We start from the raw sequence: 19,933 nt of genomic DNA, 5'->3' as shown, positions 1-19,933 counted from the left end.
GACCTTGCCCACGCTCACCAACGCTTTCCAGCAGCCCATCGGCCAACCCGTTCCCGACTGGTCCGCGCGTCCGCGCCCCGAGCGCATCGCGCTCGACGGCCGCTATTGCCGGCTCGAACCGCTCGACGCCGAGCGCCACGCGGCCGACCTGTACGCCGCCTACGCCCAGGCGCCCGACGGCAGCGACTGGACCTATCTGGCGCACGGCCCGTACGCCGACGAATCCAGCTACCGCGATTACGCGCGCGGCGCGCAGGCGAGCACCGATCCGCTGCACTACACGGTGATCGACCGCGCCACGGGCCGCGCGGTCGGCACGCTCGCGCTGATGCGCATCGATCCGGCCAACGGCGTGAGCGTGATCGAGGTTGGCTCCGTCACGTTCTCGCCGCTGCTCAAGCGCACTCCGGTGTCGACCGAAGCGCAGTTCCTGCTGATGAAGTATGCGTTCGACACGCTCGGCTACCGGCGCTACGAATGGAAGTGCGACGACCTGAACGCCCCATCGCGCAAGGCGGCTGCGCGGCTCGGGTTCCGCTACGAAGGCACGTTCCGGCAGGCGATCATCTATCGCGGCCGCAATCGCGACACCGCGTGGTTCTCGATCATCGACGGCGAATGGCCGGATGTCCGTGCCGCGTTCGACGCGTGGCTCGCCGCGGAGAATTTCGACGCGCAAGGCGAACAGCGCCAGTCGCTCACCGCGATCCGCCACGCGCAGGCCCGCGCGCGCGACGCCGCCAGCCGCGCGAACGACGCCACGCGCGTCACGGTCCGTGCGCTCGTCGCCGCCGACGAAGCCGCGTGGCGTCCGCTGTGGCAGGGTTACCAGAACTTCTACGGCACCGCGCTGAGCGACGCGGTGTTCGCGACGACGTGGGCGCGCCTGATGGATCCGGCCGAGCCGATGTTCGTGCTCGGTGCGTTCGACGCGTCGGGTGCGCTGGTCGGGATCGTGCATGCGATCTACCACCGCTCGTGCTGGACCGAAGGGCCGTACTGCTACCTGCAGGATCTGTACACGGCGCCCGACGCACGCGGGCAAGGCGCGGGCGGCGCGCTGATCGAGGCCGTGTATGAACGGGCCCGCGAAGCCGGCGCGAGTCGCGTGTACTGGCTCACGCACGAGACGAACACGACCGCACGCGCGCTGTACGACAAGCTCGCGAACAACGCCGGTTTCATCCAGTACCGGCACGATCTGAAGCAGTAACGTCGCGCCCCCGACGGCCGATGTTCAGCCATGAACATCGGCCGGATGGTGTGCGTCGCCGTCCTCCGGCGCGTCGTCGCGCGCCGCGCCGGCCATGCCGGGCACCGCTGCCGGGCGGATCATCTCGTCGCCATTGGCCGGCACGGGCCGCCGTACCGGCCGGAACACCGGTTCGCCGGGCTCGATCGGCTGCCCCGAGAGCGCGCAGCGACCGGGCTGCAACGCGACGCGCAAGCGCCAGCGTTGCTCGCCGTAATGACAGCGACCGCTCTCGACCCATCGCACCAGCAGCCCGTCGTGCCCCGCCTCCAGCACCGTGACGAACAGTTGCGGGCGCAACGGCGACGCCGCGGCCGGCGCGTGCTCCGGAATCGGCGCGCGACCGATCGTCACGAGCGGATGCGCGACCACGCCGCCGCGCGGCAGCATCGCATCGTCGTCGCCGAGCGCGGACGCGGACACGTCGCACGACAGGTCTTCTTCGCAGATCGGGCTTTCCATGGTGTTTTGAGCATGCTTGACGGATTTCCGTGCAGGTTGAACGACGCCGGCGCCGCACTCAGCGCCGGCCCATCGGTTCGCGCAGGAGGGACAGGCCGATCGCCGCGCCGGCGACGCCGGCCGAGAGCATCAGCCCGATGCCGCCGGACCAGCCGAACGCACCGACGATCGCGCCGATCGTCAGCGGGCCGATCACCTGGCCGAGATAGTTGCCCTGCACAACCCAGCCGATGCTGAGCGGCGCCAGCGACGGCGACGGTGCGGAACCCGGCGCGCACGCGAGGATCGTCGCGGGCAACATCCCGGCCATGGCCGAGAACGCGAACCCGAGCGCGACCGCAAGCGGTGCGGGCGTCGCCGCGCTGAAGAGGCCCGCCCCCGCCGCGCCGATCGCGACCGACGTCGCGGCCATCACGAGCCCCGGTCGCGCGCCGCGCGACAGCAGCCAGCCGGCCGTCAGATTGCCGATCACGCACGCGGCGACGATCGCCGCACTGATCAGCCCGGCCGCGCCGACGGCAACGCCGAGGCGCTGCATCAGAAACACCGGCAGGAACGTCATCACCGCGAAGAACTGCACGTTGTAGGTCGCGAAACCCAGTGCGAGGAGCGTAGTCGAGCGCGCCGCGAGCACGTTGCGCAGCGCGGGTCCGATGCGCGTCGCCCCCGTCTGTCGCGACGGTGCGTCGGCCGACGTCGTGACCGGCACCGCGGCTGCGGCGACGAGCGTCAGCGCCGCGGCTGCGAGCCAGCCGTTGCGCCAGCCGCCGAGCAGCGGCCCGACCAGCATCGACAACGCCATGCCGGCCGGCATGAAGGTGCTCCACAGGCCGAACGCGAGATTGCGCCGCTCGGGCGGCGTCACGCGGTTCAGCACGGCCGGCGCGGCGACCACCACGATCACGAACCCGAGCCCTTCCGCGACGCGCGTGGTCAGCAGCAGCGCGAAGCTGCCCGCCCATGCGCCGGCGATGCTCGACAGACCGAGGATGACGAGGCCCGTCACCAGCAGCCGCCGGTCGCCCCAGCGCCGCACCAGCAGGCCGGCGGCGATCCCGCCGAACACGCCGACGAACGGAAACACCGACATGATCCCGCTCAGCGACGCGAGCGAGCCGCCGAACTCGTGCTGAAGCGACGGCAATGCGATCGTCGCCTTGCCGACGTGCAGCGCCGACACGATGCTCGCCAGCACGACGTTCGCGACGGCGGCCCGGTAGCTGCGCGACGGCAGCGTGGCGGCATCGGCCGCGACAGGCGATTCGGTCATCTTCACCCCCGTTGAAGCGGCCGCGTGCAACGGGATGTGTCACGCGGCCGCAATCGGACTGGCGCACATGATACAAATTGAAGTTAACTTCAAGTAAAGGGGTAACGCGCGCAACGATCCGTTTCGGCGATGGCGCCAATGGGCCGAATTCATGCCGCGCGCACCGGTCGCGATGACCGAAGCCGTCTCGCGATTCGTCTCATTGCGCTGAGACGAACGTCCCGGCGTCTCACCTGGCCCGCGATTTCGCAATCGCAACAAATTCGACACGCCGTTCCTTTCGAATCTTTGCGCGTCGGCCGTTAGCGAAATGATGCAACGCATCCAACGCACGCTCTGCGACCGCCACGCATCGCCCCGATTCACGCTGGCCCCGTTCCTGCATACCGGTCGATCGCGCCATCGCGCGACGGGCACACCGGCAGCGTTGCCGCGCGCCCGACGACAACCTGACGGAGACAGCAACGTGAGTACACAGGCACCGATCACCACCCCCAGCATGAAAGCCGCCGTCTGGCACGGCCGCCACGACATCCGCGTCGAAGAGGTTCCCGTTCCGCAGCGCCCGCCCGCAGGCTGGGTCACGATCCGCGTGCACTGGTGCGGCATCTGCGGCTCCGATCTGCACGAATACGTCGCCGGGCCGGTGTTCATCCCGGTCGACGCGCCGCATCCGCTGACCGGCCTGAAGGGCCAGTGCATCCTCGGTCACGAGTTCAGCGGCGAGATCGCCGAACTCGGCGCGGGCGTATCGGGCTTCGCGGTCGGCGACCGCGTGACGGCCGACGCGTGCCAGCATTGCGGCACCTGCTGGTATTGCAAGCACGGGCTGTACAACATCTGCGAGAACCTCGCGTTCACCGGGCTGATGAACAACGGCGCGTTCGCCGAATACGTGAACGTGCCGGCCGAACTGCTGTACAAGCTGCCCGACAACTTCCCGACCGAGGCCGGCGCGCTGATCGAACCGCTCGCGGTCGGGCTGCATGCGGTGAAGAAGGCCGGCAACATCGTCGGGCAGACCGTCGTCGTGGTCGGCGCGGGCACGATCGGCCTGTGCACGATCATGTGCGCGAAGGCCACGGGCGCCGGGCGCGTGATCGCGCTGGAGATGTCGGCCGCGCGCAAGCAGAAGGCGCTGGAGGTCGGCGCAAGCATCGTCATCGATCCGAAGACGTCCGACGCGATCGCCGAAGTCCGGGCACTGACGGGCGGCTACGGCGCCGACGTGTCGTTCGAGTGCATCGGCCACACGGCCACCGCGAAGCTCGCGATCGACGTGATCCGCAAGGCCGGCAAGTCGGTGATGGTCGGCATCTTCGAGGAACCGACGTCGTTCAACTTCTTCGACATCGTGTCGACCGAGAAGGAAGTGATCGGCTCGCTCGCGTACAACGGCGAATTCGCGGACGTGATCCGCTTCATCGCGGACGGCCGCATCGACGTGCAGCCGCTCATCACCGGGCGCATCGCGCTCGGCGACATCGTCGCGCACGGCTTCGAGGAACTGGTCAACCACAAGGACCGCAACGTGAAGATCATCGTCCAGCCGGCCGTCTCGTGACCGCACGCGCGGCCGCGGCGTCGATTCGGCATCGATTCGCGCCCGCCGCGCAGGCTGGCCGCCCCGCCGCCGAGCGTCGCACGTTCGGAGGGCGGCGCGCCTGCCCGCGCCTCCCTTCCCCGCTGTCATCATCGACAGAAACAGCTGCCATGTCGCGTTCCATCCGGATGCGGCATGCTGAAACATTCGCAATCCCTGGCTCGGCGCGATTCTTCGATATACTGGGCCGAACCCTTTTCGGGGCAACCGGAGGCAACCACGCCTCTCGCGCGCCCGCCCCCGACCTGCGTGGAATGGCGCACCGTGAAACCGCGAGCCGGACTGATTCTCGAACTCTTCGTCAACCTCGTGCTGCCCTGGGTGGCCTATCGGGTCGCGCATCCGTATTTCGGCGAAACCGGCGCGTTGTACGCATCGGCGGTTCCGCCGATCGTCTGGTCGATCGTCGAATTCATCCGCTCGCGCCGCGTCGACGCGGTGGCGGCCATCGTGCTGCTCGGCATCACGCTGTCGATCGTCGGGATGGCGTTCGGCGGCAGTCCGCGCACGCTGCTGATGCGCGAATCGATCGGGTCGGGCACGATCGGCGTCGTGTTCCTGCTGTCGCTGCTCCGCGAGCGCCCGCTGATCTTCTATCTGGCCCGCGCCACCGTGGCCCGCGAGATGGACGGCGGCGCCGCGCACTTCGAAGCGGTCTGGGACGCGCAGCCGGGCCTGCGGCAGATGCTGCGCCTGATGACGTTCGTGTGGGGCGCCATCATGACGCTCGAGATGCTGCTGCGCTGGTGGATGGTGATCAACTGGCCGGTCGAGCGCGTGCTGGTCGTGTCCCCGGTCATGGGCTACACGGTGTTCGGCTGCCTGCTGCTGTGGACCTTCTGGTACCGGCGGCGGATGCGCGTGCGCAACAGCGTCGACATCCCGGGCCGCGGCGGCGTCACCGAAACCGCCGGCCGCTGACACGCGGCTGGCCGGCTGCCCGGCGGCGTGTCACCGCACCTGCTGTATGATGCGCGGCGTCTCGTCCGCCCATCCGTTTCCGTCATGTCTCTTTCGCTCCTTCCGTGTGCCACGATCTGGCTCGCCCTGTTCGCGGCCGCCGCATTCGCGTGGCATCGTCCGCTGCACCGCCTGAGCATCGGCCTCGCCGCACTCGGCTATGCGGGCGCCCTGGCGTTCGGCCAGCTTGCGCCGATCACGCTGGCGCCGTTCGCGCTGCTGATCGCGGCCGGCTGGGGCGTGTTGCCCGGGCGCCCGCTCGCGGTGCGCGTCGCCGCGCACCTCGTCTTCGCCGCGCTCGCGATCGCACTGAGCCTGCATCTGATTCCCGGCTTCCATAATCCGCGCGTGATCGCCCCGACCCGCTTCACGCCGGACGCCGTGCCGTTCACGATGTACCTGAATTTCGACAAGCCGCTCGTCGGTCTGTGGCTGTTGTGGGTGCTGCCGTGGGTCGCGCCCGACGTCGCGCCGTTGCGCGCGCTGCGCACCGGCGTGGTGGCGGCCGTCGCCACGGCCGCCGCGTGCCTGGCCGGCGCGCTCGCGGTCGGGATGGTCGGCTGGGCGCCCAAATGGCCGCCGTCCGGCTGGCTGTGGCTCGCGAACAACCTGTTGCTGGTGACGCTCGCCGAGGAAGCGCTGTTCCGCGGCTACGTGCAAGGTGGGCTGACCCGCGTGTTCCGCGCCTACTCATGGGGCCCGTGGGTCGCGCTCGCGGCCGGGGCGGTGCTGTTCGGCGCCGCGCATGCGGCAGGCGGCTGGCAATGGATCGTGCTCGGCACGGTGGCCGGCGTCGGCTACGGGCTCGCCTGGCGGCGCGGCGGCCTGCTCGCCGCCGCGCTCGCGCATGTGGGGCTGAACGTCATCCACTTCGGCCTGTTCACCTACCCGATGCTCGCCGCCGCGCGCTGATCGCGGCGCCCGCGCTGCCGCTCAGTTGAACCCGGCCACCGCGTGCGGCACGTACGGGCGTTCGAGCGTGGCGATTTCGTCGTCGGTCAGCTCCAGCGCGAGCGCGCCGAGCGCATCGTCCAGTTGCCGCGGCTTCGAGATGCCGACGATCGGCGCGGTGACACCGCGCTTTTGCGCCACCCACGCGAGCGCGACCTGCGCCCGCGGCACGTTGCGCGCGGCGGCGATCGCCGCGACGGCCTCGACGACCGCCTTGTCGGCATCGGCCGTCGCGTCGTACAGCCGCTGGCCGACATCGTCCTTCTGCTGCCGTTCCGACGATTCGTCCCAACTGCGCGTCAGGCGCCCGCGTGCGAGCGGGCTCCACGGAATCACCGCGATGCCTTCGTCCTCGCACAGCGGCAGCATTTCGCGCTCTTCTTCGCGATACAGCAGGTTCAGGTGGTTCTGCATGCTGACGAAGCGGGTCCAGCCGTTCTGCTTCGACGTGTGCAGCGCCTTCGCGAACTGCCACGCGAACATCGACGATGCGCCGATATAGCGCGCCTTGCCGGCCTTCACGACATCGTGCAGCGCCTCGAGCGTCTCCTCGATCGGCGTGCCGTAGTCCCAGCGGTGAATCTGGTAGAGATCGACGTAGTCGGTGCCGAGTCGCTTCAGGCTCTGGTCGATATCGGTCATGATCGCCTTGCGTGACAGGCCGGCGCCGTTCGGCCCCGGCCGCATCCGGTAGAACACCTTCGTCGCGATCACGACGTCGTCGCGCTTCGTGAAATCGCGCAACGCACGGCCGACGATCTCCTCGGACGTACCGTCCGAATACATGTTCGCGGTGTCGAAGAAGTTGATGCCGGCCTCGACCGCCCGCTGGATGATCGGGCGGCTTTCCGCTTCCGGCAGCGTCCACGGGTGCGTGCCCCGCGACGGCTCGCCGAACGTCATGCAGCCCAGCACCAGCTTCGACACGTCCAGCCCGGTCGATCCGAATTTCACGTATTCCATTGCGCGCCTCGCCACTCGATTTGGGGTTGCGGCCGGATGCGCGCCGCGCATCCGCCAGACGTCGCATGGTATCCCGCATGCCGCGAACGCGTATGACCGCGCGCCGCGTGCAGGCTGCGTGAAAGGAACAAAAAGGACAGGACGAAAAAGGACGAACCGGAAGACCCGCTTACTTGGCCTGGTCGGCGATCGGCTGCAGGAACGCGGAGAAGCCGGTCAGCATGATCTGCACGCCGATACACAGCAGCAGGAACGCCGACACGCGCTTCGCGACCTTGGTCCCTTCGCTGCCGAGGTAGCGCGCGAGCAGCGCGGAGCGGCTGTAGACCTGCCAGATCACGAGCGCGACGAGCACGGACACGGCAATCGACACGATGCTCGACAGCATGAATTCCGACAGCTTGTGCGTGCGGTTCGCGTTCAGCGCGATCGCGGTCGCGATCGAGCCGGGGCCGACCGTCAGCGGCACCGTCAACGGGAAGAACGCGCGCGTCATGATCGCGTTCGCGTCGATCGGCTTGACCGGCGTGTCGCCGCCGCCCGGCCCGTCCGGTTCGTTCAGCATCTGCCAGCCGGCCACGGCAACCGCGAAGCCGCCGCCGATGCGCAGCGCTTCCATCGAGATCCCGAAGAAATGCAGCACCGGCGTGCCGGCGAAGAACGCGACCATCAGCACGACGAACGCGTTGAACGCGACCTTCCTCGCGAGCAGATCCCGTTCGTGCGCGGTGAGCGCCTCGGTCCGTTCGAGAAACAGGAACGCGATACCGATCGGATTGATGATGCCGATCAGGCCGGTAAAGCCGAACAGGATCTCGGAGACGAGGCGATTGACGATCATCGTGCGAAGCAGCGGTCGGGACGGGGCCGGCAGCGGGCCGGGGGTCACGCATTGTAGTGCAAGCGCCCGTGCCCGAGACGCAAAATGCGGCCGGCCCGGTTTCGCCGTCGATCGTCGTGAAGGTTCGTCGTGCAGCCTTATTCGGCGCCCGCGTCCCAGGCCGGCGGCCGCTTCGCGAAGAAAGCCGCGAAGCCTTCCTTCGCTTCGGGCGTCGCCCGCACGCGCGAAATGGTCTGCGCGGTGAACGCCGCACGTTCGTCCGACGGCGGGTACTCGCCGATCGCATCGAAAAAGCGCTTGATCTCCATCAGCGCGTGCGGGCCGTTGCGGCCGAGTTCCGCGAGCGTCCGGTCGAGCGTGTCGTCGAGCGCATCAAGCGGCACGGCCTGATGAATCAGACCGATCGCGACGGCTTCGGCAGCCGCGAGCTGCGTCGCCGTCAGCGCGAGCCGGCGCGCCTGGCGCTGGCCGACCGCCTCGACCAGATACGGGCCGATCACGGCCGGCAGGATTCCGAAGCGTGCCTCGCTGACCGAAAATCGCGCGTGGTCGCTCGCAATCACGATGTCGCAGGCGGCGCACAGGCCCACGCCGCCGCCGAACGCGTGGCCCTGCACGCGTGCGACCGTCGGTTTCGGGCACTGCCGGATCGCGCGCATCATCGCGGCGAACCGCTCGGCGTCGCGCAGGTTCGCGGCCGCATCGTTCGTGCTGGCGCGCTGCATCCACTGCAGGTCGGCGCCCGCGCAAAATGCGCGACCGTCCGAACGCAGCACGATCGCGCGCACGTCGTCGCGCCGGCCGAGCGTCGTGAACGCGTCGGTCAGCTCCGCGATCATCGTCTCGTCGAATGCGTTCAGCACGTCGCCGCGCTGCAGCGCCACGGTCGCGATGCCGCGCGCATCGACCGCGACGGCCAGGGTCTTCAATCCATCCATCGAACAGGTTTCCTCGGGTAGAACAGCCAACATCGGAATCAGGCGGCCTGGCGGCGGTCGATCACGCGCCGGGCCTTGCCGGTCGCGGTCGCGGGAATGCCGCCGGCTGCCAGCACCGTCACGCCGGACGACACGCCGACCATCGTCTTGATCCGGTGCTGCAGCTCGCGCGCGAGTGCCGCGCGATCGCCGTCGGTGACGGACGCCGCCGCTTCGGAGCGCAACTCGACCGCGAGGTCGAGCCGATCCATGTGACCGTCGCGCGACAGCGTGATCTGGAACTGGCCCGACAACTGCGGCAGCGCGACGACGATCTCCTCGATCTGGCTCGGGAACACGTTCACGCCGCGCACGATCAGCATGTCGTCGGAGCGGCCCGTGATCTTCGCGAGCCGGCGCATCGCGCGCGCGGTCGGCGGCAGCAGCGCGGTGAGGTCGCGCGTGCGGTAACGGATCACCGGCATCGCTTCCTTCGTCAGCGATGTGAACACGAGCTCGCCCTGGCTGCCGTCGGGCAGCACTTCGCCGGTGACGGGATCGATGATCTCCGGGTAGAAGTGGTCTTCCCAGATCACCGGGCCGTCCTTCGTCTCGACGCATTCGCACGCGACGCCCGGGCCCATCACTTCCGACAGCCCGTAGATGTCGAGCGCGTCGATACCCACGCGCGTCTCCACTTCGTCTCGCAGCGCCTGCGTCCACGGCTCGGCGCCGAAGATGCCGATCTTCAGCGACGATTCGGCCGGGTCCATCCCCTGCCGCACCATCTCGTCGATCAGGTTCAGCATGTACGACGGCGTGACGAGGATGATCTTCGGCTCGAAATCGCGAATCAGTTGCACCTGCTTCTCGGTCTGCCCGCCGGACATCGGCACGACCATGCAACCGAGCCGCTCCGCGCCGTAGTGAATCCCGAGACCGCCCGTGAAGAGGCCGTAGCCGAACGCGTTGTGCAGCGTATCGCCCGGGCGGCCGCCGGCCGCGCGGATCGAGCGCGCGGTCACGTTCGCCCACGTGTCGATGTCGCGCGCCGTGTAGCCGACCACCGTCGGCTTGCCGGTCGTGCCGCTCGATGCATGCACGCGCACGACCTGCTCGCGCGGCACCGCGAAGAGGCCGAACGGATAGTTGTCGCGCAGGTCGTTCTTGGTCGAGAACGGGAATTTCGCGAGATCGGAGAGCGACTTCAGGTCGTCCGGATGCACGCCCGCCGCATCGAACGTGCGCCGATAGTGCGAGACGTTGTCGTACGCGTGGCGCAGCGACCACTTGAGGCGTTCGAGCTGCAGCGCCTGCAGTTCGTCGCGGCTGGCGGTCTCGATCGGCTCGAGGGCGGCGGCGGGATGCGTCGGGTGAGTCATCGGGGTGCTCCTCCAATGGAGTAATGTCTTTGTCGTGTTCGAGGTGCCAAGGCGGTCATGACCGGAACGTGCGACCGGCCGCGTGCAGCGCGGCGAGGCGCGGCGACACGCGATAGCGGTCCTCGCCGTAGCTCGCCGCCAGGTTCGACAGCACGCGATGCACGCGGCCGATGCCGATCGCATCGGCCCACGCGAGCGGGCCGCACGGGTAGTTCACGCCTTTCTCCATCGCGAGATCGAGATCGGCCGGCGAGCACACGCCCTGGTTGACCGTATCGGCCGCTTCGTTCGCGAGCATCGCGACGGTGCGCATCGCGACCATCCCCGGCACGTCCGCGACGCCGACGACGCGAAAACCCGCCTGCTGGAACAGGCCGACCGCATCCGCATAGGCGGCATCGCTGCACTGGAGCGCACGCGTCAATGCGACGAGCCCGGCCTGCGCGTAATCGCGCGCGAGGTCGACGAGCACGAGATCCGCCACGCCGGTTTGCGCGGCGCGCGCGGTGGCCGTCCGGCCATCGGTCAGCGCGATCGACGCGCGGCCGGCCGTGGCGAGCAGGTCGTCCGGCTGTGCGCCGGCGTGCCGGACGCCTTCGATACGTTCGGCGAAGCGTGTGTGCAGCGCGGTGACCGGGCCGTCCTGCGCAAACAACACGACGTCGGCCGGCGCGGCGCGCGGCGCTTCGAGCTCCGGGGCCGGCGGTGTCGCGCCATCCGCGTACGAATAGAAACCGCGCCCGGACTTGCGCCCGAGGAAGCCCGCATTCACGAGTTCCTGCTGGATCAGCGACGGCGTGTAGCGCGGGTCGTTGAAATATGCGCGGAACACCGACTCGGTCACCGCGAAGTTCACGTCGTGGCCGATCAGGTCCATCAGCTCGAACGGCCCCATCCGGAAGCCGCCGGCTTCGCGCATCACCGCGTCGATCGAAGCCGGCGCGCCGCCCTGCTCGTTCAGCACGCGCAGCGCCTCCGCGTAATACGGCCGAGCGACGCGGTTCACGATGAAGCCCGGCGTCGATTTCGCCATCACCGGTTGCTTGCCCCACGCGGCGGCGGTCGCATACAGGCCCCGCGCAACGTCGGGCGCGGTCGCGAGCCCGCTGACCACCTCGACGAGCGCCATCAGCGGCGCCGGGTTGAAGAAATGCAGGCCGGCGACGCGCTGCGGCACGCGCAGCCCGGCCGCGATCGACGTGATCGAGATCGACGAGGTGTTGGTCGCCAGCACGCATGCGTCGTCGACATGGCGCTCGAGGGTCGCGAAGATCTCGCGCTTCACGTCGAGCCGTTCGGCCGCCGCCTCGACGATCAGCGCGGCGCCCGCGAAATCGGCCAGCGTGCGCACCGCGCGGATCCGGCTGCCGGCCGCATCGGCCTGCGCCGGTTCGAGCCGGCCCTTCTCCGCCAGCCGCGCGAACTGCGCGCGGATGCCGGCCAGCGCCTTGTCGCAGGCCGCTTCGTTCAGGTCGTACAGCAGCACCGCATGGCCGGCCGCCGCCGCGACCTGCGCAATGCCCGCGCCCATCGCGCCGGCGCCGATCACGCCGACGACGGCCGACGGCGCCAGCGCGCCCGAGTTCACCGAATGTGCAGAGGAAACAGCCATCGCTTGCGATCCGTCATGAAGTGGAAGTGCGAGCGATTATAAACCGACCGGTCGGTAGATTTATGTCAGGGCGAGCCCGAATGTGTCGTGCAAAAGACCGTTACGAAACCTGCAACGACAAAAAAATCGAAAGATGGGGGCACTTTTTGTAAACCGAAAGGTCAACGTAAGGGTTCGAATATGAGATAGTGACCCCCGAACGCCTGATAAAATTCGACAAATTGCCGGATTCCAGGGGGAATGCGTGTCGCGCCGTCACCGCCGTCCATCGCCCTGTTTCGGGGTCGAATCGAGCTTCCGGCCCGCGCGCCACCACGGGTGCTCGTCTCGCCGTCCGCGGGTAACCGCATCGACCGTTTCATCCCGCGACGGGCTTCGGCCCGCCCGCGCCCCTCGCCGCCTCGCGGCAGCGAACCCTGGGCAGCACCGTTGCGCGCCGCCCCTCTTCGGTTTCATCGTTCTCGTTCGGCGGATAGTACGGCCGGGCTTCGTCAATCCGTGACGGCGCGTCGCGCGCCGTCACCCGCATAAGGAAACCCTTCATGCCGCTCTCGTCCAACCAGCTCCCGCGCTGGACCCTCTGGGCCCCGCTTGCCGCATGGCTGGTACTCGCGCTGTCGCGCGTCGTGCCAGCCGAAGGCCTCGTCATCGCGGTATTCGCCGCCGCGCTCGCCGGCGCCGTGTTCGCCGCCGTCCACCATGCGGAAGTCGTCGCGCACCGCGTCGGCGAACCGTTCGGCACGCTCGTGCTCGCGGTCGCCGTCACCGTCATCGAAGTCGCGCTGATCGTGTCGGTGATGCTCGGCGCGGGCCCCGAGAAATCGGGCCTCGCCCGCGACACCGTGTTCGCCGCCGTGATGATCATCTGTAACGGCATCGTCGGCATCTGCCTGCTGGTCGGCGCATGGAAGCACGGCGAACAGGACTTCCAGGGGCGCGGCGCGAGCAAGGCGCTCGCGGTGCTCGCGTCGCTGTCGGTGCTGTCGCTCGTGATGCCGAACTACCTGAGCGCCGCGCCCGGCCCGTTCTTCTCGAAATCGCAGCTCGCGTTCGCCGGCGTCGCGTCGCTGGTGCTGTACGGCGCATTCGTGTTCGTGCAGACCGTGCGCCACCGCGACTACTTCCTCGCCGAGCACGACAGCGCGGACGAAGCGGTACACGCGGCGGCGCCGAGCAATCGCACCGCGGTCACCAGCATGGTGCTGCTGTTCGCGAGCCTCGTCGCGGTCGTGCTGCTCGCGAAGCTGCTGTCGCCGGCCGTCGAGCATGCGGTGCTGAAGCTCGGCGCGCCCGAAGCCGCAGTCGGTATCGTGATCGCCGCGCTCGTGCTGTTGCCGGAAGGGCTCGCGGCCGTCACCGCCGCGCGTGCGAACCGCCTGCAGACCAGCATGAACCTCGCGCTCGGTTCCGCGCTCGCGAGCATCGGGCTCACGATCCCGACCGTCGCGGCCGTGTTCATCTGGGTCGGCCAGCCGCTCACGCTCGGGATCGGCGCGATGGAAACGGTCCTGCTGGCGCTCACGCTGCTGGTCAGCACGCTCACGCTGAGCCAGGGGCGCACGACGGTGCTGCACGGCGTCGTGCACCTGTCCCTGTTCGCCGCGTACCTGTTCCTGTCGATCACCCACTGACGCCCATACGCGCGCGGCACGGCGAATCGCCGCCGTGCCGCGCGCTTCCTTCACGTCCCTTCACACGCCTTCACTTCACGCGAGCGCTACCGCACCGGAATCACCAGATGCTGGCCGGCCAGGATCAGGTTCGGATTGGCGAGGTTGTTGCGGCGCTGGATCTCGCGATAGCGCTGGCCGCTGCCGAGCTTGCTGGCCGCGATCATGTTCAGCGTGTCGCCCGCCTTCACCACGTACGTGTGCTCGCCCGACGCGGCCGCGGTCGTCACCGCCTGGTCGCTGACGAAGTACTTGCGCAACAGGTCGAGATACTGCGGCGACTGCTTGAGCTTCGCGATCGCGGCGTTCAGGTAGATCAGCAGATCCTGATCGGCGGCGCGCACGCCGATCTTGTACGCGATGTTCGAGCCGTCGAGCTTGGTCACCGCGAACTTCAGGTCGGTGTCCTTGATCGAGCGGACCGCGAACGGATAGTCGTAGATGAACGCGTCGACCGTATGGCCGTCGATGCTCTTCGCGATGAACCCCGGATCGGAATCGTCGACCTCGACGAACCGGACGTTCGGATACTGGCGCGTGACGAACGCGCGCACGTCGGGATCGCCCTTCAGGATGCCGACCGTCTTGCCCGCGAGATCGTCGGCGGAGCGGATCGCGGACCCTTGCCGCACGATCAGCGAATAGCCGAAATCGTCGACATACGGCACCGAATAGACGATGCCCGCCGGCGTGTTGTCCGGGAACGTCAGCCCGTCCATCGCCACATCGACGACGTGGTTTCCCTTTGCATCCGTATCGAGCAGTTGCTTCGGCACGCCCGGGTACGTGTCGACCTCGTGACGCGTATCGACGGCGACCGGCTTGCCGCCGTGCGAGAACGACGGATCCGCGAACAGCAGCCGGGCGAATTCGACGTTGAAGCCGTGCGGCGCGCCCTTGTCCTCGCCGAAGAACGGTTCGCTCGGGTTCTGCACCGAGATTCGCACGATGCCGTTTTCGGCAATCGACTTCAGCGTGCTGGCCTGCGGCGTGAAACCGGCCGGCAGCACGTTGGCCGACGGCGACGACTGCGCGGGCTGGCCCGCGTCGCCAGCCTGGGCGGACGTCGCGGCCGGGGCCGGGGCCGCGTCATGCGCGGGAATCAGCGTCGACAGGCCGCCCTCATGCACCAGCCATACGCCGACGAGCACCACCAGAAACACGACTGCACCGAGAAGTTTTTTCATGGTTGCGTGCCTGCGGGAAGTTATTGTTGTTTCGACTGCAACACGGCGGGATTCGCCGCATCGGGCCCGGGCACATGGCTGCCGTTCATCACCGCCTGCTGCTGCGCCTGCTTGACCTCGGGGTTATCCATCAGCGACGTCTCCATTTCGGAGAACGCCTTGTTGACCGAGCGCATCACCGAATCGACGGCCACGTCTGTCTTGATCTGCTCGAACGTGTCGGCCGCCTGCCGCCCCGCGAGCTTGTTCATCTGCTGCGCTGCCTGCGACATGTCCCACATCGCCTTCGCGCGATCGATCGCCGACGCGAAATTCTTCAGTTCGGCCTGCACCTGCTTGTAGCGGCCCTCGCGAAACGCGAGGAGCTGCTTCATCGTATCGAGCTGTGACCGGAAGCGCGGCGCATCGTCCGGATACTGCTTCTCGAACAGTTCCGTCTTGCCCTCGAAGTTCTTCACCTCGGTGCGGAACGCGGTGATGCTGTCCGCGAATTTCTGTGCCGCCTGGCGCTTTTCCGCGAGCTGGTTGATCAGCGTCTCGATCGGATTCGCCTGCGCCTCCTCGACGATCATCTTCACCTTCTGGTTCGCGAACTTCATCGCGACGACCGGCGCCAAATAGATCGCGCCGAGGCCGATGACGCCTGCCGTGATCAACGCGATCATTCCCTTCAGAATGAACAGTGCGGCCGGCGCCGCGATGGCGACGCCCGCGATGATGATCGCCCACTTGATCAGCTTGACCTTGCCATTCCCCGAACTGCCGTTTGCTTCATTCGAAAGCTGCGACATGAGTTTTTCTCCTTGTACCTCGAACCGAACTGCGTGCGTGTGCTGCTTCAAGCTCAATCGAAATGCGTCGGACTCCGGTGCCGCCGGACGATCGGGAAAGCCGGCGGCGAAATACACGGACGGGCGCCGGCGGGCGTCACGAAACGCCGGTGTAGGCACCGTTCAGGATGCGGAAATCGGGGGCGGGAGGCTGCGGCGCGATGCGGCGGCGCCGAACAACGCCGGACATCGTCGCGACCATCGCGCAGACGGGAAAGTGTACCGACGCACGGTACGAAACGGGATGACGGATACGTGACGCGACGGGCGTCGGGAGAATCGTTGCGCCGGCAGGCCGATCGATGCGGGGCCGGGGTTCCGTTAAGAGTGCGTAAAGGCTCATCGTTGTTCTTTTGCGTATCGCGGGTGCAGGAACCGCACAGCCGGCGCGGCCCGCTCCAAATGCACCGACGTATCGTGCGCCGGCCGGCATGCAGCGTCAAGCGGTTGTCGCAGTGCAGCGAACCGCCGCACCGCGCCGTTGAAACGCAGACATCGCGCCAGCTTTCATGACGGTAAGGATTCGCACGACGCCCGGCTGCCGCGTTCGATCAGGATTGCTTGTCATTGCATGCGGCAAGCTTCCGGATTGAAAGCTTGTTACGCAACATGGGCGCATTACGCCGTCGCGTCATCCGGCTCCTGCACGAGAAACCGCTCGACCATCGCGTTGAACACCGGCAGCGCCGGATTGTCGTTGTCCGCGCGCCATGCGAGATACAACTCGGCCGCCACGTTGACGCCCGCCAGCGGCCGGAACACCACGCCGTCGACATGAAGCTCGCGCGCCGACGCCGGCACCAGCGCCGCGCCAAGCCCCGCACGCACGAGGCCGAGGATCGTATGCGTCTGGCCGACGTAATGCAGGTAGTTCGGCAGCCGCCCGGCGCCCGCGAACATCCCCGAAATCATGTCGTGGAAATACTTGCCCTCGTTCGGCGAATACGCGATGAACGGCTGCCGGTCGAGCTCGTCGGGGCCGATCCGCTCGTAGGCCGCGAGCGGCGCGCCTTCCGCGACCGCGACGAGCATCGGTTCGCGCTGCACGAGCCGGTATTCGAGCGGCTGGCGCGCGGCGCGCTGGCGCACGAAACCCGCGTCGAGCATCCGCGACGCGAGCGCGTCGATCTGCACGGTCGACACCATCTCGCGCAGTTCGACGTCGACGTCCGGCAACGCATGCGCCGCGTGCGCGAGCAGCACCGGAATCATCCGGTACGCACTGACGGCCGTGAAACCGAGCGTGATGCGCCCGGCCCCGCCATGCGCGACCCGCTGCGCGGCCTGCTCGGCCCGCGCGGAAAACTCGAGGATGTGCCGCGCGTCGCGCAGGAAGCGTTCGCCGGCCGCGGTCAGGCTGACCTGCCGGCTGCTGCGCTCGAGCAGCGCGATGCCGAGCGCGTGCTCGAGCAACTGGATTTGCCGGCTGAGGGGCGGCTGGGTCATGAAGAGCCGTCTGGCCGCACGGCCGAAATGCAGCTCTTCGGCAACCGCGACGAAACAGCGAAGCTGATGAAGTTCAATCATTCAAATCTTGAATCAATCGATAGTCTTTTGATGTTAGACCGATATCGATGCGATTTCTATACTCGGTTCCACCCGATGCGCGGCCCGCGCCGCGCACGACGACCGAGACCTTCATGACCATCGACATCCTGCTGACCCAGCCGCTCCCCGACACCATCGACGCCGAACTGTCCGCCCGTTACACCGTGCATCGACTGTATGCGGCCGAGCAACCGGACGCGTTGCTCGATCGCGTGGCGCCGCGCATTCGCGGCGTCGTGACCGGCGGCGCGAACGGCCTGTCCGCCGCGCTGATGGACCGGCTCGGCGCGCTCGAGATCGTCGCGATCAACGGTATCGGCACCGACGCGGTCGATCTCGACCGCGCACGGGCGCGCGGCATCCACGTGACGACGACCCCCGACGTGCTGACCGACGACGTCGCCGACATGGCGCTGGGGCTGATCCTGATGACCCTGCGCGACCTCGGCGCGGGCGAGCGGATCGTGCGCGCCGGCCGCTGGGGCAAAACGGCCCAGCCGCTCGCGACGCAGGTCACGGGCAAGCGGCTCGGCATCGTCGGGCTCGGCCGCGTCGGATGCGCGATCGCGCAGCGCGCGCAGGCATTCCGGATGCCCGTCAGTTACTTCGGCCCGCGCGAGCATCTCGACAGCGGCTATCGCTTCGTGCCCGACCTCGCCGCGCTCGCGCGCGACAGCGACGTGCTCGTGATCGCGGCCTCGGCCGATCACGGCAACGTGCTCGTGACGGCCGACGTGCTCGCCGCACTCGGCCCCAAAGGATTCCTGATCAATGTCGCGCGCGGCAAGCTGGTCGACGAAGCCGCGCTCGTGCGTGCGCTGGCCGACGGCACGATCGCCGGCGCCGGTCTCGACGTGTTCGCGAACGAACCGCACGTGCCGGCCGCGCTGCTCGAACTCGACCGCGTCGTCGTGCAGCCGCACCGCGCGAGCGCCACGCATGAAACGCGCGAGGCAATGGGCCGCCTCGTGCTCGCCAACCTCGCCGCGTGCTTCGCGGGCCAGCGGCCGCCGACCAGCGTCACGCGCTGAACGCGGCACCGCCCTCTCGTTACAACACCGGATGCCTCCGCACGACGGAGGCCAGGAGACACGCATGTCCAATCGATCCAGCGGCGCTGCCGTCGCCGCATCGCCCGCCGCCTCGCGCACGATCGGCCGCGTCCGTTATGCGGTCCTCGCGCTGATTTTCGCCGTCACCGTCGTCAACTATGCGGATCGCGCGACGATGTCGATCGCCGGCACTGGCGTCGCGCACGACCTCGGGCTCACGCCCGTGCAACTCGGCGTCGTCTTTTCGGCATTCGCATGGGCCTATGCGATCGGCCAGATTCCGGGCGGCTGGCTGCTCGACCGCTTCGGCGCGCGACGCGTGTACGGCCTGAGCCTGTTGCTGTGGTCGGTATTCACGATGCTGCAGGGCACGGTCGGCGGGTTCGCCGTGCAAGGCGCGGCCGCGACGCTCACGCTGTTCGTGATGCGTTTCATGCTCGGCCTGGTCGAATCGCCGGCGTTTCCGGCCAATTCGCGGATCGCCGCATGCTGGTTCCCGACCGCCGAACGCGGCACCGCATCGGCGCTGTTCAATTCCGCGCAATACATGGCCGTCGTGCTGTTCACGCCGGCGATGGCGTGGCTCACGCACGCGCTCGGCTGGGAGCACGTATTTCTGTGGATGGGGCTGCTCGGCATCGCGCTCGCCGCGCTGTGGTTCGCGTGGTATCGCGAGCCGCACGGCCACCCGCGCATGACCGACGCGGAGCGCGACTACCTGCGCGCCCACGGCGCGCTCGTCGATCTCGAGGCGAACCGCGTGCGCGAGCGCCCGCGCGCGTCGTGGCACGACGTGTCGCAACTGTTCCGCCACCGGAACCTGTGGGCGATCTACATCGGCCAATACTGCATCACGGCGCTCACGTACTTCTTCATCACGTGGTTCCCGATCTACCTGATCAAGGGGCGCGGGATGACGATCATGGAAGCCGGCTGGGTCGCCGCGCTGCCGGCGATCTGCGGCTTCACGGGCGGCGTGCTCGGCGGCGTGCTATCGGACTGGCTGATCCGGCGCGGCATGCATCCGTCGAGGGCGCGCAAGACGCCGTTCGTCGCGGGGATGGCGATGGCGACGCTGCTCGTGCTCGCGAACGGCGCATCGTCGAACGCGGTCGTGATCGCGCTGATGGCGATCGCGTTCTTCGGCAAGGGGCTCGCGGCAGTCGGCTGGGCCGTGCTCGCCGACACGGCGCCGGAAGGCATGGTCGGGCTGAGCGGCGGCGTCTTCAACGGCCTCGGCAACATCGCAGGGATCGTCACGCCGCTCGTGATCGGCTACTTCGTCGCCAGCACGGGTTCGTTCGCCGGCGCGTTATGGTTCGTCGCCGCGCACGGGCTGATCGGCATTGCCGCGTACGCGTGGCTCGCGGGCCGCTTCGAGCGGATCCGCATCGCGCCGGCCGCATGAACGTCGCGGCGGCACGCACGCGTCG

General features: G+C 68.3%; 18 protein-coding genes. 7 read left to right on the top strand and 11 right to left on the bottom strand.

Annotation, left to right across the window (positions count from 1 at the left end; genetic code table 11):
• Window positions 1–4: 4 nt before the first annotated feature.
• On the top strand, window positions 5–1,213 hold the full coding sequence (locus tag C4B30_RS03240) for a GNAT family N-acetyltransferase (RefSeq protein WP_105131705.1): 1,209 nt from the start codon (window positions 5–7) through the stop codon (window positions 1,211–1,213).
• Between the two features lie 24 nt (window positions 1,214–1,237).
• Here the strand turns inward: C4B30_RS03240 and C4B30_RS03235 are convergent, their stop codons facing one another.
• Entirely contained in the window at window positions 1,238–1,714 is a 477-nt protein-coding gene (locus tag C4B30_RS03235) for a DUF3331 domain-containing protein (protein ID WP_105131704.1), read from the bottom strand.
• 58 nt (window positions 1,715–1,772) lie between these two features.
• Window positions 1,773–2,984, bottom strand: coding sequence for an MFS transporter (locus tag C4B30_RS03230; protein WP_105131703.1), 1,212 nt, complete (start codon window positions 2,982–2,984; stop codon window positions 1,773–1,775).
• Between the two features lie 499 nt (window positions 2,985–3,483).
• Between C4B30_RS03230 and C4B30_RS03220 the strand changes: the two genes are divergently transcribed.
• The 3 genes from C4B30_RS03220 to C4B30_RS03210 all read left to right on the top strand — a co-directional run bounded on the left by C4B30_RS03220 (window position 3,484) and on the right by C4B30_RS03210 (window position 6,459).
• Window positions 3,484–4,548: a 2,3-butanediol dehydrogenase gene (locus C4B30_RS03220; RefSeq protein ID WP_105131701.1), complete on the top strand. Its 1,065-nt coding sequence runs from the start codon at window positions 3,484–3,486 to the stop codon at window positions 4,546–4,548.
• 303 nt (window positions 4,549–4,851) lie between these two features.
• Complete coding sequence (locus C4B30_RS03215; RefSeq protein WP_089502373.1) at window positions 4,852–5,508, top strand: VC0807 family protein; 657 nt, start codon at window positions 4,852–4,854, stop codon at window positions 5,506–5,508.
• A gap of 84 nt (window positions 5,509–5,592) precedes the next feature.
• Window positions 5,593–6,459: a CPBP family intramembrane glutamic endopeptidase gene (locus tag C4B30_RS03210; protein WP_105131700.1), complete on the top strand. Its 867-nt coding sequence runs from the start codon at window positions 5,593–5,595 to the stop codon at window positions 6,457–6,459.
• Window positions 6,460–6,480: 21 nt separating this feature from the next.
• Here the strand turns inward: C4B30_RS03210 and C4B30_RS03205 are convergent, their stop codons facing one another.
• The 6 genes from C4B30_RS03205 to C4B30_RS35560 form a co-directional block, all read right to left on the bottom strand.
• Complete coding sequence (locus C4B30_RS03205; RefSeq protein WP_105131699.1) at window positions 6,481–7,461, bottom strand: aldo/keto reductase; 981 nt, start codon at window positions 7,459–7,461, stop codon at window positions 6,481–6,483.
• Between the two features lie 169 nt (window positions 7,462–7,630).
• Window positions 7,631–8,302 carry a MarC family protein gene (locus tag C4B30_RS03200; RefSeq protein WP_027780810.1) on the bottom strand — a complete coding sequence of 224 codons (672 nt, stop codon included), beginning with the start codon at window positions 8,300–8,302 and terminating at the stop codon, window positions 7,631–7,633.
• Window positions 8,303–8,439: 137 nt separating this feature from the next.
• Window positions 8,440–9,240 (bottom strand): enoyl-CoA hydratase-related protein, encoded by an 801-nt coding sequence (locus tag C4B30_RS03195; RefSeq protein ID WP_089501857.1) that lies wholly within the window; start codon window positions 9,238–9,240, stop codon window positions 8,440–8,442.
• 38 nt (window positions 9,241–9,278) lie between these two features.
• Window positions 9,279–10,601 carry a phenylacetate--CoA ligase PaaK gene (gene paaK, locus C4B30_RS03190; protein WP_105131698.1) on the bottom strand — a complete coding sequence of 441 codons (1,323 nt, stop codon included), beginning with the start codon at window positions 10,599–10,601 and terminating at the stop codon, window positions 9,279–9,281.
• Window positions 10,602–10,656: 55 nt separating this feature from the next.
• Window positions 10,657–12,213 (bottom strand): 3-hydroxyacyl-CoA dehydrogenase, encoded by a 1,557-nt coding sequence (locus C4B30_RS03185; protein WP_105131697.1) that lies wholly within the window; start codon window positions 12,211–12,213, stop codon window positions 10,657–10,659.
• Window positions 12,214–12,571: 358 nt separating this feature from the next.
• Entirely contained in the window at window positions 12,572–12,757 is a 186-nt protein-coding gene (locus tag C4B30_RS35560; protein ID WP_199779032.1) for a hypothetical protein, read from the bottom strand.
• Here C4B30_RS35560 and C4B30_RS03180 point away from each other — a divergent pair.
• Window positions 12,756–13,844, top strand: a complete 1,089-nt coding sequence (locus C4B30_RS03180; RefSeq protein ID WP_089501860.1) for a calcium:proton antiporter — start codon at window positions 12,756–12,758, stop codon at window positions 13,842–13,844. The genes C4B30_RS35560 and C4B30_RS03180 overlap by 2 nt on opposite strands.
• Before the next feature lie 86 nt (window positions 13,845–13,930).
• Here the strand turns inward: C4B30_RS03180 and C4B30_RS03175 are convergent, their stop codons facing one another.
• The 3 genes from C4B30_RS03175 to C4B30_RS03165 all read right to left on the bottom strand — a co-directional run bounded on the left by C4B30_RS03175 (window position 13,931) and on the right by C4B30_RS03165 (window position 17,427).
• Complete coding sequence (locus C4B30_RS03175) at window positions 13,931–15,070, bottom strand: transporter substrate-binding and LysM peptidoglycan-binding domain-containing protein (protein ID WP_105131696.1); 1,140 nt, start codon at window positions 15,068–15,070, stop codon at window positions 13,931–13,933.
• A 20-nt stretch (window positions 15,071–15,090) separates the two neighbouring features.
• Window positions 15,091–15,861, bottom strand: coding sequence for a hypothetical protein (locus C4B30_RS03170; protein WP_027780815.1), 771 nt, complete (start codon window positions 15,859–15,861; stop codon window positions 15,091–15,093).
• A gap of 657 nt (window positions 15,862–16,518) precedes the next feature.
• Window positions 16,519–17,427: a LysR substrate-binding domain-containing protein gene (locus tag C4B30_RS03165; RefSeq protein ID WP_105131695.1), complete on the bottom strand. Its 909-nt coding sequence runs from the start codon at window positions 17,425–17,427 to the stop codon at window positions 16,519–16,521.
• Window positions 17,428–17,540: 113 nt separating this feature from the next.
• Here C4B30_RS03165 and C4B30_RS03160 point away from each other — a divergent pair, with 113 nt between their 5' ends.
• Together C4B30_RS03160 and C4B30_RS03155 are read left to right on the top strand one after the other, a co-directional pair.
• Window positions 17,541–18,479, top strand: coding sequence for a 2-hydroxyacid dehydrogenase (locus C4B30_RS03160; protein WP_105131786.1), 939 nt, complete (start codon window positions 17,541–17,543; stop codon window positions 18,477–18,479).
• Window positions 18,480–18,543: 64 nt separating this feature from the next.
• Window positions 18,544–19,908: an MFS transporter gene (locus C4B30_RS03155; protein WP_105131694.1), complete on the top strand. Its 1,365-nt coding sequence runs from the start codon at window positions 18,544–18,546 to the stop codon at window positions 19,906–19,908.
• The last annotated feature ends 25 nt before the right edge of the window (window positions 19,909–19,933 follow it).

Source organism: Burkholderia sp. BE12, from assembly GCF_002959955.1.
Classification (GTDB): Bacteria; Pseudomonadota; Gammaproteobacteria; order Burkholderiales; family Burkholderiaceae; genus Burkholderia.
The sequence above is the reverse complement of the archived record's forward strand: the minus strand, read 5'-3'. Positions and strand labels throughout refer to the sequence as shown.